We start from the raw sequence: 15871 nt of genomic DNA on the forward strand, positions 1-15871 counted from the left end.
TCCTTCCCCCTTGTTGAATATAGGTAAATAATAGATGATTACACCCATTATTTACCTATAATGTTACCATATTACCATATGGTATTAAATGGGATATTATACCCTTATTTTGTCATTCTTTAGTAATAGCGGGGAAATAGCGCATTTGGTTGATTCATTCCGTAATAATGGCCTGGCATTTGCTGGTTTGTTGGCATCATCATATGCATATCTTGATAACCATATGGATGGTGTGGCATCATCCCATATCCACCATAATGGCCTAGATGATGGTGATCCTTCATTGGAACATGCTTTGAAAAGGTATCATGCTGATTTGGGAACGGTGAATAAACTGAATGATGATGTGGATGGTGCGCGTTATACACATCTTTTTTGCCGCTATGATAATGGTTTGGCATATTCATATGATCATGCATGTTTGGCGCGACCATATGCTCATGATTGGCTGTATACACATTTTCAAATGTGTGATAGGGATTTTCTTGGTGATAATGATTCATTTGGCTGTTCATATCGTTCATGTATATCTCATCCTTTATGTCAGGTTGCCATATCCTATGAGACAGATCTGCTTCATGAGCCTATCCATATGAAAGAAAAAAACCGGCTTTTCAGCCGGGAAAAGGAAAAGCAGGTAAAGCGTCAAGCGTTAAATTGTGTAGCTGTGTCTTCTTCTGCGACGCTTTTTACATCTGCTGCAGACACTTTTAGGAAAATAACAGGGATCGTAGCTTCGAGAGGTATCCCAAAAATCGCTCTCAAACCATTTATCTTTTTTATGACAAAACTTTTTTTCTTTACATGGATCCTCATGGCAATGATCGTCATGCTTTTTATGGCAGTGTGAGTGGGAATGTTTGCACTTGCATTTGCACATTGTCATCCCTCCTAAATGTGACTCAATGCTAGTATATGCAAGAAAGAGTCATGAGGACTGGATGCTCATGCTTCTTTTATAAAAAAAGGCTTTTTCTGAAAAAACTCAAATAAAAAGAATTGACTAGTGCTAAATTAACATGATAAAATATAAATTTTTATCCTCTGACGAAATGTGTTATAATGATATTGTGAATACTTTCGGAGGTGGCGGATTTGTTTCAAATAGGTGATAAAATTGTTTATCCAATGCATGGAGCCGGTGTGATTGAAGGAATGGAAGAAAAAGAGATTTTAGGTAAGACACAGGAATATTTCCTGATTCAAATGCCGAATATGCAGATGATGGTCCCAAAAGGCAGAATCAATCAACTAGGTATACGTCCGGTAGCAGATCAAGCAACGCTGAAAGTTGTGATGAACAATTTTGCAGAAGAAACAAACGACGACACGCTTACTTGGAAGCAAAGATATGATGAAAATCTGAAAAAGCTAAAAACAGGTGCGATCGAAGATGGTGCAGACGTTGTCAAAGATCTAATGAGACGAAATCAGAAGAAAGCGTTAAATTCAAGTGAAAAGAAGATGCTTGAAGATGCAAGAGGCATGTTAGTGAGTGAGATTTCACTTGCACAGGGACTGACGCAAGATGAAGTGATGACAGCTTTAGAGAATGAATTAAGAATGTAATGATGATATACAGAGACTAGCTGTAAGCTGAAGGGGACTACTTCTTTTGTTTACAGCTTTTTTGTTTGAAAAAAAGAGTAATATTGCCATTTTTGTAGGTGGTTTTAACTAAAATTGAAATGAGGTCATACGATTTAGTTTTTACGTTCACAACAAAAATTTAAAGACCTCTGAAATACCTAGTTCATATGAAAAACAGGTAACTTCTCCTGATTCATTCAAATGAGCCGGACAACCTTTGAATTTTCTAAGCCATTGATAGTAAAATATTGCGGTAAGATGACACCTAAGAGAAAAAAGGAGCGGTGAAATGAAAAGGCTACTAATATGTGGATTCATCTTTCTTATTCTGTGTACTCTTTTAATGGTGAAATGCAGCCATTCTGTTCAAGAAAAAAAAGAGCAAAAGCAGCATCATCAAGAGGTAGAAAAGTATAAAAAAGAGCGAAAACAAGGCGATCAATATGAAAGTTTTAAACAGCTCATGCGATATGAAAGAGACGGTTATGAGATAGAATTTCACGAAAAGGGCGGAAGTGATTTACTTGTATTTTCTCCTCATGGAGGTGACATTGAACCAGGAACAAGTGAAATTGTAGAAGCCTTTCAAGAAAGCTACTCTACGTATTTGTTTGAAGGTACAAAGCAAGACAATAACCGGGACCTGCATATCACGAGTACCAATTTTGATGAACCCATTTTGGTTCAAATGATTAAAACGTATCCTTTTTCAATTTCCATCCACGGCTATAAAAGTGATAAAAGACACACGCTCGTTGGCGGCACAAATGAAAAAATGCAAAGAGCAGTTGTACGAGAACTAAAAGATCGGGGATTTTCCGCAGAAATGGTACAAAAAGGCGAACGGCTTTCTGGTACAGATCCCAAAAATATAAATAATCGAAATGCGAGTGGTGAAAGCGTTCAGCTCGAAATTAGTACAGCGCAAAGAGAAGCTTTTTTTGATAATTTTGAGACGAGAAAAGGAAAGAAAAAAGCATTTAGACGCTATATTAATGCGTTAAAAGAAGTACTAAGAGAATTCGATCCGTCTGCGTAAAAAAGTTTGATGGGCAAAAGTGCTCTATTTAAACTTGGTAAAAAAGATAGGAATATGCGATTTGAACATAAAATATGTAATAACTTACAATTTGCCTTGAAAACATAAATTATGTAAAATAATAGTTATCAGTTTGATATGATAGAATGGGGCTGAAGTGGATGGCACACAAAATACCATCTTCCGAAGTAGGTGTAAAGATCAATCAATGGTACACGCATATTTGCAAATTTGAAGTTGAACAGGCAAACGGCATGAAGCGTCTTGTTGAAGAAGAAATTCATGATATGGAAGAGGATCAAGATTTACTCCTATACTATTCTCTAATGGATTTTCGCCATCAAATGATGCTTCAGCACTTAGCGCCAGTCCATGCAGGGAGTGAAACGCTTCAAGCAGTGTCCTTTCCTAAGGAAATTGACGATGCAGAAGATGAAATGACAGGCTTACTCGGCTATTATTTTCATTTTTTTCATGGAATGTATGCGTTTATCCAGCGCCGGTATATCGAGGCCATTTCATATTACAAGCATGCGGAACATCAACTGATTTTAGTGACAGATGAGATCGAAAAAGCAGAATTTTACTATAAAATCGCAGAAGTATACTATCATATGAAACAAACCTATTTCTCCATGCACTACGCTAAAAAGGCAAGAGACATCTATAAGAAACATCAGCTTTATGGAAAAAGAAGCATTCAATGTGATTTTGTCATGGCAGGTAATTGGATTGATGTCAATCAGTATCAAAAAGCGCTTCCTTATTTAGAAAAAGCGTTAAAGGTCTGTGAAGCAATGGAACAAAAAGAATGCACATCTTACTTTAAAGCAATGGCTCTTAATAACTTAGGCACTTGTCATTATAGTATGGGAACGTACCATACAGCGACTGTCTTTTTTGAACAAGCCATTTCACTTTATCAGAAAGATCAAGCATCCACGATGATCAAATCGCTGTTTTCACTTGCCCTTACTTGTTTTAAACTCGGAGATATCAAGCGGGCCGGCGAGGCTATATCTACAGGAATGAAAGAGGCTTGTGTATTGGAAGATGAAATTTATCAGTTGAAATTCCAATTTTTGCAGGCGCTCTATATAGAGAAAGACGGCTGTGAGCAATTGAGGTCGGCCCTTTTTGGTCTAAGAAATAAAAAAATGTTTGCTGATTTAGAGGAATTAGCACTTGATGCGGCTAATTATTATAAGGAACGCGACATGTACAAGGAATCCTCCACTTTTTTTGAGATTGTGATCGAAGCGCGTACGCACATTCAAAAAGGAGATGAGATGTATGAGAACGAAGCATAACATGTCAGCTGCTCAAGTAGATGAAAGACTTCACACTTAAAAATGAGACAAACAACACCCTTTACGCAAAACGTAAAGGGCTTTTTTCTTTATTCTTTGATTGCTTTTTCTGCGTCAATTGCACCTGCTCCATAAACAATCGGGTCATCCCCAGACCACTTGCTTGTATTTTCTTTTAACAGGGTTTTGACTTCATCCGGTGTTAAATCTGGTGAATGCTCTAGTAGTAGAGCGCAAATACCAGCACAGATCGGTGTTGCCATCGATGTGCCAGATAACGTTGTATAATCATGATCGACTCTGCTTGATTTATCAAGTTTATCCAAAAAGGATCGTGGTGATCTGAGAGAAACGATGTTTACTCCTGGTGCAAGGATATCAGGCTTTGCTTCCCCGTAAACCGTTGGTCCTCTGCTTGAAAACGGTGCCACGACATCGTCACTTGATTCTGGTGTATTCCTGTCATCGTAGGCTCCGACCGTAATGACTTTTTGACTGACAGCAGGGCTTGCAATCGTCTGGCTGTTAGGACCAGAGTTTCCAGCAGCGACGCATACAACAATCCCTTGATCCCAAGCCGCATTGACAGCACGCACCATTGGATCGTCCTGTTCGTCATCATAACGCTGCGCAGCTCCGCCCAGCGACATACTGATAATATGAATCGGATCATCGGGGTTGTCTTCGTTGAATTGTATGCACCATTCAACACCTTCTATAATAGTAGAAAGTGATCCAGCCCCTTGTTTATTTAACACTTTCACGCCAATCAGATTTGCTTTTGGGGCAGGTCCTTTGTATAAGCCGTCTGAGGCGGCTCCATCTCCAGCGACATCTCCCGCGCAGTGAGTACCGTGGCCATTATCATCATAAGGCTTTGTTTTTTGTTTGACTAAATCCACAAAATCTCGAATTCTTCCATCTAAATCTTCATGTGGATAAATTCCCGTGTCAATGACAGCGACCGTAATGCCTTCTCCTGTTAAAGTTGTCCCGTTTCGGATGACTTCTTCAGCATGGCTTGCTTGTGTGGCTACATCCAGCAGCGCATGAACTTTCCGGTCTAAATAAATTTTACGAATATGCTCACCATTTGCTAATAGCTCCTCTAAAGCAGCAGGCGTTAAATCAGCAGCACAGCAGTCGATATGTGAAAAATGCCGTTTTATATTTGTTTTTCTGCTTTTTTTCATGAGCTGCTTTGTGCTTTGAATCCCTGCCTCGGCTGCACCTTCCTTAAATTCAATGATCACACGAAGCTTCTTTTTCTTCTTCAGCCTGCCTTCGAAAAAACGATGAAGAAAGCATGGCGTCCATTTAAAAGGTTTATAAAGGTGAAGAACGGTCTCTCTTAAAGGCTGATCTAGTTTACTAGCATGTGTTCTGACCATCTGCACCATAGAAAATCCAAACATGTGATGCCCTCCATTCCAGCTATCCATTCTCGTACACTCTTACGTTATGAGAATGAGAACTGCTTGGTTCGGATTCTTGTCCCTCCTTTTCTTTATATTGGCGGCTTGCTTATGTCTTTCAAAAAAGAAAAGCGCTTACATTTTGTAAAATAATAGAAAAAGGTGGAATTCACGTAGAATCTGCCGATGATAGGTGGGAGAGTTCTTCTGAGAGAACCAGTGAAACAAAGGATTTTGCAGAAAAAGGAGGGCTGTGGACAGGGTCAATGCTCATATAAATGTGATGCGTGACAGATGGAAAACATCAAATCCTTATCAAAAAAAGCCGAATTAAAGAAAACAGACTGGATAGGACTAGGTCATATTAAACATAACGTCATTTTTTTGTCATACTATTCTAACTCTGTTTTCAAAGAGGAGAGGCGTTTCTGTGTATATAAATGCAATTATCTTATTTTTGAGGAATCTCATGATCTAGAGTGTTATGATCAAACGTGAAGAGAAAATGTGGAAAAAATGATAAGAAATGATGATTCAATATAAATCATAGAAACGGCTTAGAAATCTGTTAAAGGAGAACGGGAATGAAGAAGTTTTTTGCTTTGCTTCTCCTGCTTGCGATCGGATGGGGCGTTTATTATACTATGCAAGCACAGGAACATGATGAGCCAGTGTCATCAGGTGGGGAAGACGAAAGCGGTTCAAATGATATTTATCGAAATTTTAAAGAACTTGAAGAAAACGAATCAACAAGCAGCTATAACATTACAGCCAACCCAGTGCCTGGCAGCCGCCTTCTTGTGATGTCACCTCATGGCGGGAGGATCGAAGGCGGCGTGAGCGAGATCGTCCATTTTTTTGACAACGATTTTTCGACGTATTTATTTGAAGGTCTAAGAGAGAATGCATCAGAACTTCATATTACAAGTACAAACTTTGATGAGCCAATCGGCGTCGCGCAGGCAAAAGCACATGATTACATTTTAGCAGTGCATGGATACAAAGGCGAGGAAGGAATTGACCATACTCTCGTCGGCGGAACAGATTACGATCGTGCAGAGAAAATTGTGAGCTCATTAGAGCGGAACGGATTTTCTGCTGAACTAGCTGTCGCACACGCAACCCTGAGCGGGACAAGCAATCATAATATTAATAATCTTACAAAAACAGGGCAAAGTGTGCAGCTTGAGATTAGTAGAAGTCAGCGTGAAGCTTTATTTGACAGTTTCGATTTTCGGAGGCGGTCAAGTACAAAAAACGAGACATTCTATCGTTATGTCAGGGCGATTCGGACAGTGCTGGATGAAGAATATACATAAGGGCTGTGCACATGTTAAGACAAGCAGGGGAATTCTTGTTACACTATGAACAGTGATAACAAAAGGAGAGACGGATATGGCGCGTCATCATTTTCATCTTCAGGCAAGCTGGCCCGGTCTGCGTAACGATGTGGGTACAATTGCATGTGAACAATTAAAAACAAAGATTTCGATTCCAAAGGAAATGGACGGTCCAGGTATTGGAACCAATCCAGATGAGATGCTCTTAGGTGCAGCGGCTACGTGTTATATCATTACACTTGCAGCCATGATGGAGCGAAGTCAATTAGACAAAGAGGATCTATCGATGAACTCTGAAGCCGTCGTAGATGTGACAAATGGTGTGTTTACTTATGAGGAAATCATTCATCGGCCTGTCATCACCCTCAAAGAGTCCGCTTCCGCACATGATATCGAGCTGGCCCGAAAGCTTGCGCATAAAGCCGAAAGCTCATGTATGATTTCAAGAGCTGTTCAGGGGAATGTGAATATTTCCTTAGAAGAAACCATTCAAGTCGGCCGTTAAAACAAAAAAGTCATTTTCTCTAGAAATATGGAGAAAATGACTTTTTTTATGACGTCCATTCGGTTTGATCGAGTTGTGCTTTGGTTTCGTTCTTTTGCTTCTTGGATTGATTTAAGACAATCACGCCGCAGATGACAAGTGCAAGGCCGATGTAGCCTTTCGTGCTGATCGTTTCGTTAAACAGCACAAGTCCTACAAGAGCAGTGAGAGCTGTTCCAACGCCAGACCAGGTTGCATAGGCAGACGAGAGCTCGATGGTTTTAAGTGCCAAGCTCAGGAAAGTAAAGGCGCATCCAAATCCGATCAGTACCCCGATACTCGGCAGCAGCTGCGAAAAGCCTTGAGAAAGCTTCAGCATTGTACTTCCAAAAACCTCCGTCAAAATGGCTCCTGTTAAGTAGAGTATTCCTTTCATCATCTCCCACATCCTTTATGACATATTTAATAGTACGACCCCTGAGACAAGCATCGCCATGCCAATGACTGCTTTTTGGTTCAAGGTTTCTTTGAAAAAGAGCACGCCAAAAATAGCCGTGAGGACCGTACCAACCCCAGACCATGTTGCGTAAGACATGCTTAGCGGAATGATATTGAGCGTCAATGACAGCATATAAAAAGCAAGTGTATAGCCAGCCACAACAACCGCGCTAGGCTTCCAGCGCGTAAAGCCATGAGATAATTTTAACATCGCGGCGCCAATGGCTTCTGAAAAAATGGCCACAGCCAAAAAAAGATATCCGAGGATCATGATCATCCCTCCTCTAATAGGTGTAAAATCCGATGAAGTAAAAGGTTTTTTTCCTCTCTTTTCAGCGGTTCAAGCTGAAACATTTCTGAAAACCATATCCCATCACATACAAGGCGGATCAGCTGACTCAGTGCAGGATCTGCTTATTTCCTCAGCTGCTTTTTCTTTGAACTCCGCATAAAAAGCATGCCAAGGGTGCAGCAGCGCATCATCAAATGACATGTAGCCAGCATACTTGTACATAGCTGGGTCGTATGCTGCATATTTAGATCATGTCATGTGGCCAATAGATATAATATGCGCGTACATAAGGCGCTTTTTCGTGTTTGTATGTTTCGTAATACGTCTCGAGCTGCTGACGAAAGCAAAGAATCGCATGCTCATTCATTTGTTGGATGAGCTCTTCCTTGCTTGAAAAATGATAAAGCAGACCGGCTTTGGTCATATTTGCATGCTCTGCCACCTGCTGAAGGGTGAGCTGGCTTAACCCTTCTTTTAAAATCGTACTGGCAGCTGCATCAAAAATTTGCTCTTTTTGGTTTTAGACATAAAAAAAACACCTACTTTACTGAACAGTCGGTAAAGTAAATGTTAACTCATGAAAAAAGAGTGTGTCAATCGATTCATTTTATGAACGGATGTTTTCACTTAAACGTCATATTTAATACCAAGGGTATGGTCCATATGGCGGAAATGGCGGATAAGGATATCCAAATCCTGGAGCAAGCAAAGATCCAGCAAGCAGGCCGCCAGCAAAACCACCTAAAAATGGAGGTCCAAAGAATCCAGGTCTTCCAAAGCCGAAGCCTGGGCGGCCAAATCCGAAACCAGGTCTCCCAAATCCAAAACCAGGTCGGCCAAACCCAAATCCAAAAGGTCTTCTCATGTCTTCTTGGATAAACGGAGGTACGTCAAAATAATTCATAATAAAAGGCTCCTTTCTCATAAAATCACTGTAACTGACATCAGTGTATTCCAGCAGCCTACAGATGTTTGGGTGAACGCCTAATATAAGGAGGAATGTTAGAAATGGGCCTGTATCCATCTGATTGGGCAAAGTGTCCGCCGCATGCTCATGCATATAAAGCACGTACAGATGTAACGGAGGGGCATTATCATTTAATAGAAGGTATTTCTCAGCCTGTAAATGGAAGCAGTACCGACCGGCATACTCATTTTTATCGGGGGATCACCTCCTTTGAAAGAGGGCATTTTCACAGGTACTACGGTATCACAGGGCCGGCAATTCCTAGAGTGGATGGAACACATTATCACGAGATTGAGGAAGTCACCTATCCTGCCTACATCGATTCTGTTCCCATCCCATATGGAGGTGTCGTCTATAGTCCAGATGAGAATCAGCCAACACATAAGCATCGTTTAAAAGGAAAAACATATGAAGTGGTTGGAAATGAACCGCTTGGCTGGTAATGGGCAGGAGATAGGAGAGTAAGAAAAGTTATGCTATACTGTAGGCAGTTTTGTAAAAGTGAGTGATGTTATGAATAAAGCGAAGCAGCCAGTAATCGTATTAGTAGGGCCGACGGCTGTCGGCAAAACCAAATTGAGCATTGATATAGCCAAAGCATTTAATGGAGAGATTATCAGCGGGGATTCTATGCAGATTTATAAAGGGATGGATATCGGAACAGCTAAAATCACTCCCGAAGAAATGAATGGCATCCCGCATCATTTAATTGATATTAAACAGCCGGAAGAATCTTTTTCGACAGCTGAATTTCAGCAGCTGGTTCGTGCGAAAATCAAAGAGATTGCCGCTAGAGGGAAAACGCCAATGATTGTCGGCGGAACAGGCCTCTATATCCAATCTGTTTTATATGATTACACATTTACGGATGAGAAAAGTGATCCTGCTTTTAGAGAAGAAATGACGCTCTTTGAACAGCAGCACGGCGCGCTTTTGCTGCACGAAAAGCTAAAGGCAGTAGATCCTGATGCGGCAAACGCTATTCATCCAAATAACGTCCGCCGCGTGATCCGGGCGCTGGAAGTGATTCATACAACAGGTCAGAAAATGTCGGAGATGCAAAACGGGCATCAAGAAGTTCCTCTTTATGATACAGCCTTCATTGGGCTGAAAATGGATCGAGAGGTTTTGTACGAGCGCATTCATCAAAGAATTGATATGATGATAGATGAAGGCTTAATTGAAGAAGTGAGAGCACTTTATCAATCTGGCTTGAAGGATTGTCAGTCTGTTCAAGCCATTGGTTATAAAGAGCTGTATGCCTATTTTCAAGGTGACTGCTCACTTGATGAAGCCATCCAGCAATTAAAGCAAAATTCCCGTAGATATGCGAAGCGTCAGTTCACGTGGTTCCGTAATAAAATGGCGGTCACTTGGTTTGATATGACACCGCCTTGCCACTTTTCAGACAAAAAAGAGGAAATTTTCGCATATATAGCAGGAAAGCTTGGACTTAAAGCGAAACTGTAGTTATCAGAATCAAGGAGGACGAAACATGAAACCGATTAATATTCAGGAGCAGTTTTTGAATCAGATCCGCAAAGACAATACATTTGTCACAGTATTCTTGCTGAATGGCTTTCAGCTTCGCGGTCAAGTGAAAGGGTTTGACAATTTCACGGTGCTGCTTGAAACAGAAGGGAAGCAGCAGCTTATTTATAAACACGCTATTTCTACATTTGCACCTCAAAAGAATGTAAATCTAGAATTAGAATAGAATAGGATATGTTGTATTTAAAATAGCCCCATGCCTCTGCGAATAAACCGGCCGGAACCCGCTACGTTTTTTGTCAGTGCAGAGGGGCTATTTTGCATGCAATGAAACTTTTCTGCCAATTTTCCGTATCATTCCTTATTGGATATTAGAAGGGTGAGGGGATTCATATGGAAAATGCAGAGCTTGAATTAAGAAGGATTAGAGTGATCCTCCTTTTGATTGGAATTGTTGTCTTGTTTGGATCGTGCGCTATCTCAAACATTGAAACGAGACAAGAAAGTTGGAATAACCATTCTCATGAAAATGCAGATGGAGTTTTACCATCATCTGCTGCACTAAAAAATAATCATTTTGCTGTTGTGAAAGATGATCAAGTACATGTGTACCGATTTGATGAAAAAGAAGGAGAGCTGACTCTCGTTACAACGAAATACATAGATGAATGGGACGACGAAGAATATGATGATGGCTCTGATGAAGAAGAGTAAGCACGTAAATTTACAAATGAATGTGAAGCCGCTACACTATAATCATGCATCAGACATCTAGACAGAAAAGGATGAGTTCATGACACATAAAATTAAAATTAATCATTGGGAACAAACTTGTGAAGACGATTCCTGTTTCGAATATGGAACGAGTGTTTCTGTAAATGGGAAAGAATTAGTGAGAGAAGCTTCAATCGTTTCTGCGCTTGAAGCGGTGCTAAAAGAATTAGGTGTTGAAGTGGAAATTACAGAAGTGTCAGAAGATTTACAGTGCGATGCCTACAAAAAATAAAACAAAAAGTCTAGTCTACTAAGCGATTTTTTTTCGTGTTATGATAGATTTCGGTTTCAGTTGAATAGGGAGTAGAGCAGTCTATTTTTAGATCCTGTTCTGCTCTATTTATTTGAACGTACGAGTTCGGCTATGAAGGTTCGGCCGGGTTGGTTGATTTTTTTCGTTTCGAACATCTATATGTTGTGTTTTGAAAAAACATAGTATACTATATATAGTGAATAGCGAAATGATCAACAATACTAAAAACTAGGTCGTGATGGAATTGATTCAAATCGTATTTGATTCAAAAACAGGAAATGTTCAACGCTTTTTGGACAAGACCCCTTTTACAGACAAACGAAAATTGACTGGAGAAGAGTTTTTGGATACGCCGTTTATTCTCGTCACCTTTACGACAGGATTTGGACAAGTCCCTAGTACCACTCAGTCCTTTTTAGAGAAAAATGCTCACCTTTTACTAGGTGTTGCGGTGAGTGGCAACAAAGTGTGGGGAGATAATTTTGCAAAAAGCGCCGATACGATTTCTAAACAATATCAAGTTCCTATTTTGCACACCTTTGAACTAAGCGGAACAAAAAGGGATGTTGAATTGTTTACACAGGAGGTAGAAAGAATTGTCACAAAATCAGGTTCCAAAGTGGATACAATTAAATAACGAAATTATGATTCAAAAAGAAGGAAAGTTTCAGTTCGATAAGGACAAAGAAGCTGTACATAGTTATTTCGTAGATTACATTAATCAAAACACGGTCTTTTTTCATAATCTAGAAGAGAAGATTGATTACTTAATAGAAAACGACTACTATGAGGAAGAATTTTTAAGACAATACAGCATGGCAGATATTAAAGAAGTCTTTGAAGCTGCATATGCCAAAAAATTTAGATTCCCATCATTTATGAGTGCATTTAAGTTTTACAATGACTATGCACTGAAAACAAATGATAAAAAGAAAATCCTTGAACGCTATGAAGACCGCATTTCAGTTGTAGCACTTTTCTTTGCGGGCGGGGATAAAGAAAAAGCACTTGAGTTTGTAGAACTGATGATCAATCAAGAGTACCAGCCAAGTACACCAACCTTCTTGAACGCCGGACGTAAAAGACGCGGTGAGCTTGTGAGCTGCTTCTTGCTTGAAGTAAATGACTCACTAAACGATATTTCAAGAGCGATTGATATTTCCATGCAGCTGTCAAAACTAGGCGGCGGCGTCAGTTTGAACCTGTCAAAACTTCGTGCAAAAGGCGAAGCAATCAAAGATGTTGAAAACGCGACAAAAGGTGTCGTCGGCGTGATGAAGCTTCTTGATAATGCATTCAGATATGCAGATCAAATGGGGCAAAGACAAGGATCAGGCAGCGCCTACCTGAATATTTTCCACAGAGATATCAATGATTTCTTAGATACGAAAAAAATCTCTGCCGATGAAGATGTTCGCGTGAAAACTCTATCCATTGGAGTCGTCATCCCGGATAAATTTATCGAGCTTGCTAGAGAAGATAAAACAGCTTACACTTTCTATCCGCATACAGTCTATAAAGAATATGGACAGCATCTTGATGAGATGGACATGGAAGAAATGTATGACGAGCTTGTAGAAAACCCGAAAGTCAAAAAAGAAAAAGTCAATCCGAGAAAGCTTCTTGAAAAGTTGGCTGTTCTACGCTCAGAATCAGGCTATCCATATATCATGTTCCAAGATAATGTAAACAGAGAGCATGCCTTGAACCATATTTCACGAGTGAAATTCTCAAACCTTTGCTCAGAGGTGCTTCAGGCTTCAGAGGTTTCTTCTTACACGGACTATGATCAAGAAGATGAAATCGGCCTTGATATTTCTTGTAACCTTGGTTCATTAAATATCATGAATGTCATGAAAAACAAATCGATTGAAAAAACGGTTAAGCTTGCAACAGACTCACTAACACTTGTGTCTGAAACAACAGACATTCGCAATGCACCAGCTGTTCGAAAAGCGAACAAAGCGATGAAGTCAATCGGACTTGGTGCGATGAACCTTCATGGGTATTTAGCTCAAAACCAAATTGCTTATGAAAGTGAAGAAGCAAGAGATTTCGCAAATACGTTCTTTATGATGGTGAACTATTATTCAATTAAACGCTCAAGTGAGCTTGCGAAAGAAAAAGGAGAAACATTCCATCGTTATGAAGGCTCTGGCTATGCAACTGGTGAGTACTTCAATAAATACGTGGAGAATGATTTCACACCAAAAACAGAAAAAGCAGCAGCACTATTTGAAGGCATGCACATTCCAACAAAAGAAGATTGGGCCGCACTCAAAGAATTTGTAGCGGAACATGGCATGTATCACAGCTATCGTTTATGTATTGCACCAACAGGTTCCATTTCTTATGTTCAATCGGCAACAGCTTCTGTGATGCCAATTATGGAACGTATCGAAGAAAGAACATACGGCAACAGCAAAACCTATTACCCAATGCCAGGTCTTTCAGCACAAAACTGGTTCTTCTATAAAGAAGCGTACGATATGGACATGTTTAAAGTGGTCGATATGATCGCAACAATTCAGCAGCACGTCGATCAAGGAATCAGCTTTACACTATTCTTAAAAGATACGATGACAACGCGTGATTTAAACCGCATCGATCTTTATGCACACCATAAAGGCATTAAGACACTTTATTATGCAAGAACGAAGGATACAGGGCAGGAAGGCTGTCTTTCTTGTGTTGTTTGATTAAAGGAGAGTTTAACGTGACAAAAATTTATGATGCAGCCAACTGGTCAAAACACGAAGACGATTTTACACAAATGTTTTACAACCAAAATGTAAAGCAGTTCTGGCTTCCAGAAGAGATTTCCTTAAACGGAGATCTCTTAACATGGAAATATTTAGGTGAAAAAGAGCGAGATACGTATATGAAGGTACTTGCTGGACTGACTTTACTTGATACAGAACAAGGAAATACAGGGATGCCGATTGTTGCTGAACATGTGGACGGCCATCAGCGTAAAGCTGTACTCAACTTTATGGCAATGATGGAAAATGCGGTGCATGCGAAATCATACTCAAATATCTTCATGACACTCGCACCAACTGAAACGATCAGTGAAGTGTTTGAATGGGTCAAGAAGAATAAATTCCTGCAAAAGAAAGCAGATATGATTGTCAGTTTATACCGTTCGATTCAAAAGGACGATCCTATTTCTCTCTTTAAAGCAATGGTTGCTTCTGTTTATTTAGAAAGCTTCCTATTTTATAGTGGTTTTTACTACCCGCTATATTTCTATGGGCAAGGAAAGCTCATGCAAAGCGGTGAAATCATCAACTTAATTTTGCGTGATGAAGCGATTCATGGTGTGTACGTTGGATTATTAGCACAAGAAATTTACAACAAACAAACACCTGACGTGCAAAAAGAGCTGTATGATTTCTCTATTGACCTTTTAAACGAGCTTTATGAAAATGAACTTCATTACACTGAAGATATTTATGACCAAGTCAATTTATCGCATGATGTGAAAAAGTTCATTCGTTACAATGCCAATAAAGCGTTAATGAACCTTGGATTTGCCCCTTACTTTGAAGAAGAAGAGATCAACCCTATTGTATTGAATGGACTCAATACAAAAACAAAGTCGCATGACTTCTTCTCAATGAAAGGGAACGGCTACAAAAAAGCAACAGTTGAGCCGTTAAAAGATGACGATTTCTTCTTTGGAGATGAATCATAAGGAAAGCGTAAAAGTCAAAACGCATCACTCGTTTTGGCTTTTTGCCATTTCTAACAATGTGATAGTTACATACTGGAGGTTACCGAACATGGGAAAAATGGACGAAATCATTTTAGTAGCACCACGCGCACGCGTGTTTCAAAACGAAACACTTGCGTTTAATGGTGTGAACAGTGAAGAGAAAACAATCAGCACCATTATGAAAGAAATCGAAGAGCACTTCGAGCAAATGCGAAGAGGCGATGCAGAAGAAAATCCTGACTTCAAGCAGCCGATTCCTTATGTCGTGATTAAGCGTGAGGACGAAGTGTATGTATACGAAAGACTTCAAGGCGGAGGAGAGACTCGCTTACATCATAAGTTATCTCTTGGCTTTGGGGGGCATATGAACTTCATCGAAGGAAAAAACTTTGCTGAGATTCTAAAAGAAAATACAGATCGTGAGCTGGACGAAGAACTTTCAATTCAAGAAGAAGACAAACTTGAAATGAAAACCCTTGGGTTAATCAATGACGATGACAACAGTGTCGGCCGTGTGCACATCGGACTGTTATCAGCGCTTGAACTATCTCCAGGTGCTCATGTAGAGGTAAAAGAAACAGATCAAATCTCAGGAAAATGGATGAAAGCAGCCGATTTGAAAAAGCCTGAATACTTCGATCGTCTTGAAACATGGTCTCAATTTGTCGTTAACATCTTAGCGTAAATGAATACACAACAA

22 protein-coding genes and 1 pseudogene are annotated in these 15871 nt (G+C 39.9%); 15 read left to right on the forward strand and 8 right to left on the reverse strand.

What is annotated here, in order from left to right:
- Positions 1–119: 119 nt before the first annotated feature.
- The gene (locus MHH65_RS08385) at positions 120–524 is read right to left on the reverse strand and encodes a hypothetical protein (RefSeq protein ID WP_034281914.1); all 405 of its coding nucleotides are present in this window, start codon (positions 522–524) and stop codon (positions 120–122) included.
- Between the two features lie 68 nt (positions 525–592).
- Between MHH65_RS08385 and MHH65_RS08390 the strand changes: the two genes are divergently transcribed.
- The 4 genes from MHH65_RS08390 to MHH65_RS08405 all read left to right on the forward strand — a co-directional run bounded on the left by MHH65_RS08390 (position 593) and on the right by MHH65_RS08405 (position 3939).
- Positions 593–850 carry a hypothetical protein gene (locus MHH65_RS08390; protein WP_024424100.1) on the forward strand — a complete coding sequence of 86 codons (258 nt, stop codon included), beginning with the start codon at positions 593–595 and terminating at the stop codon, positions 848–850.
- Positions 851–1095: 245 nt separating this feature from the next.
- Positions 1096–1569 carry a CarD family transcriptional regulator gene (locus MHH65_RS08395; RefSeq protein ID WP_024424099.1) on the forward strand — a complete coding sequence of 158 codons (474 nt, stop codon included), beginning with the start codon at positions 1096–1098 and terminating at the stop codon, positions 1567–1569.
- Positions 1570–1879: 310 nt separating this feature from the next.
- Entirely contained in the window at positions 1880–2629 is a 750-nt protein-coding gene (locus MHH65_RS08400; protein ID WP_034623563.1) for a poly-gamma-glutamate hydrolase family protein, read from the forward strand.
- A 161-nt stretch (positions 2630–2790) separates the two neighbouring features.
- Positions 2791–3939, forward strand: a complete 1149-nt coding sequence (locus MHH65_RS08405; RefSeq protein WP_024427032.1) for a Rap family tetratricopeptide repeat protein — start codon at positions 2791–2793, stop codon at positions 3937–3939.
- An 89-nt stretch (positions 3940–4028) separates the two neighbouring features.
- Here the strand turns inward: MHH65_RS08405 and MHH65_RS08410 are convergent, their stop codons facing one another.
- The gene (locus MHH65_RS08410; protein WP_268414398.1) at positions 4029–5354 is read right to left on the reverse strand and encodes a S8 family peptidase; all 1326 of its coding nucleotides are present in this window, start codon (positions 5352–5354) and stop codon (positions 4029–4031) included.
- A gap of 584 nt (positions 5355–5938) precedes the next feature.
- Between MHH65_RS08410 and MHH65_RS08415 the strand changes: the two genes are divergently transcribed.
- A complete protein-coding gene (locus MHH65_RS08415) occupies positions 5939–6673 on the forward strand; it encodes a poly-gamma-glutamate hydrolase family protein (RefSeq protein WP_025093280.1) in 735 nt (244 codons plus the stop codon).
- Between the two features lie 76 nt (positions 6674–6749).
- The gene (locus MHH65_RS08420) at positions 6750–7199 is read left to right on the forward strand and encodes an OsmC family protein (protein ID WP_268414401.1); all 450 of its coding nucleotides are present in this window, start codon (positions 6750–6752) and stop codon (positions 7197–7199) included.
- A gap of 46 nt (positions 7200–7245) precedes the next feature.
- Here MHH65_RS08420 and MHH65_RS08425 read toward each other — a convergent pair whose 3' ends face one another.
- The 6 genes and pseudogenes from MHH65_RS08425 to MHH65_RS08450 all read right to left on the reverse strand — a co-directional run bounded on the left by MHH65_RS08425 (position 7246) and on the right by MHH65_RS08450 (position 8872).
- Positions 7246–7614, reverse strand: a complete 369-nt coding sequence (locus tag MHH65_RS08425; protein WP_024424093.1) for a multidrug efflux SMR transporter — start codon at positions 7612–7614, stop codon at positions 7246–7248.
- Between the two features lie 15 nt (positions 7615–7629).
- Positions 7630–7947 carry a multidrug efflux SMR transporter gene (locus MHH65_RS08430; RefSeq protein WP_024424092.1) on the reverse strand — a complete coding sequence of 106 codons (318 nt, stop codon included), beginning with the start codon at positions 7945–7947 and terminating at the stop codon, positions 7630–7632.
- Between the two features lie 2 nt (positions 7948–7949).
- Complete coding sequence (locus MHH65_RS08435) at positions 7950–8030, reverse strand: hypothetical protein (protein ID WP_231506883.1); 81 nt, start codon at positions 8028–8030, stop codon at positions 7950–7952.
- A gap of 182 nt (positions 8031–8212) precedes the next feature.
- Positions 8213–8392 (reverse strand): hypothetical protein, encoded by a 180-nt coding sequence (locus tag MHH65_RS08440; RefSeq protein WP_268414405.1) that lies wholly within the window; start codon positions 8390–8392, stop codon positions 8213–8215.
- Between the two features lie 3 nt (positions 8393–8395).
- Positions 8396–8473, reverse strand: a pseudogene (locus MHH65_RS08445) (TetR/AcrR family transcriptional regulator); the annotation flags it as partial.
- Positions 8474–8608: 135 nt separating this feature from the next.
- Positions 8609–8872, reverse strand: a complete 264-nt coding sequence (locus MHH65_RS08450; RefSeq protein WP_268420730.1) for a spore coat protein — start codon at positions 8870–8872, stop codon at positions 8609–8611.
- A gap of 104 nt (positions 8873–8976) precedes the next feature.
- Between MHH65_RS08450 and MHH65_RS08455 the strand changes: the two genes are divergently transcribed.
- The 9 genes from MHH65_RS08455 (at position 8977) to MHH65_RS08495 (ending at position 15856) form a co-directional block, all read left to right on the forward strand.
- Positions 8977–9378, forward strand: a complete 402-nt coding sequence (locus MHH65_RS08455; protein ID WP_172881614.1) for a YmaF family protein — start codon at positions 8977–8979, stop codon at positions 9376–9378.
- A gap of 70 nt (positions 9379–9448) precedes the next feature.
- Positions 9449–10405, forward strand: coding sequence for a tRNA (adenosine(37)-N6)-dimethylallyltransferase MiaA (miaA, locus tag MHH65_RS08460; protein ID WP_098676901.1), 957 nt, complete (start codon positions 9449–9451; stop codon positions 10403–10405).
- 25 nt (positions 10406–10430) lie between these two features.
- Positions 10431–10652, forward strand: coding sequence for an RNA chaperone Hfq (hfq, locus tag MHH65_RS08465; protein ID WP_024424088.1), 222 nt, complete (start codon positions 10431–10433; stop codon positions 10650–10652).
- A gap of 167 nt (positions 10653–10819) precedes the next feature.
- Complete coding sequence (locus tag MHH65_RS08470; RefSeq protein ID WP_024427040.1) at positions 10820–11140, forward strand: YmzC family protein; 321 nt, start codon at positions 10820–10822, stop codon at positions 11138–11140.
- A 79-nt stretch (positions 11141–11219) separates the two neighbouring features.
- Positions 11220–11432 (forward strand): hypothetical protein, encoded by a 213-nt coding sequence (locus tag MHH65_RS08475; RefSeq protein WP_003212415.1) that lies wholly within the window; start codon positions 11220–11222, stop codon positions 11430–11432.
- 265 nt (positions 11433–11697) lie between these two features.
- Positions 11698–12090, forward strand: a complete 393-nt coding sequence (nrdI, locus tag MHH65_RS08480; RefSeq protein ID WP_008360380.1) for a class Ib ribonucleoside-diphosphate reductase assembly flavoprotein NrdI — start codon at positions 11698–11700, stop codon at positions 12088–12090.
- Entirely contained in the window at positions 12050–14152 is a 2103-nt protein-coding gene (gene nrdE, locus MHH65_RS08485) for a class 1b ribonucleoside-diphosphate reductase subunit alpha (RefSeq protein WP_024424086.1), read from the forward strand. The genes nrdI and nrdE overlap by 41 nt, the downstream gene beginning before the upstream one ends.
- Positions 14153–14169: 17 nt before the next feature.
- On the forward strand, positions 14170–15150 hold the full coding sequence (gene nrdF, locus MHH65_RS08490) for a class 1b ribonucleoside-diphosphate reductase subunit beta (protein WP_024424085.1): 981 nt from the start codon (positions 14170–14172) through the stop codon (positions 15148–15150).
- Positions 15151–15238: 88 nt separating this feature from the next.
- Positions 15239–15856: a hypothetical protein gene (locus tag MHH65_RS08495; RefSeq protein ID WP_024424084.1), complete on the forward strand. Its 618-nt coding sequence runs from the start codon at positions 15239–15241 to the stop codon at positions 15854–15856.
- Positions 15857–15871: the final 15 nt, after the last annotated feature.

It is taken from the genome of Bacillus sp. FSL L8-0654, assembly GCF_038629965.1.
GTDB lineage: Bacteria > Bacillota > Bacilli > Bacillales > Bacillaceae > Bacillus > Bacillus safensis.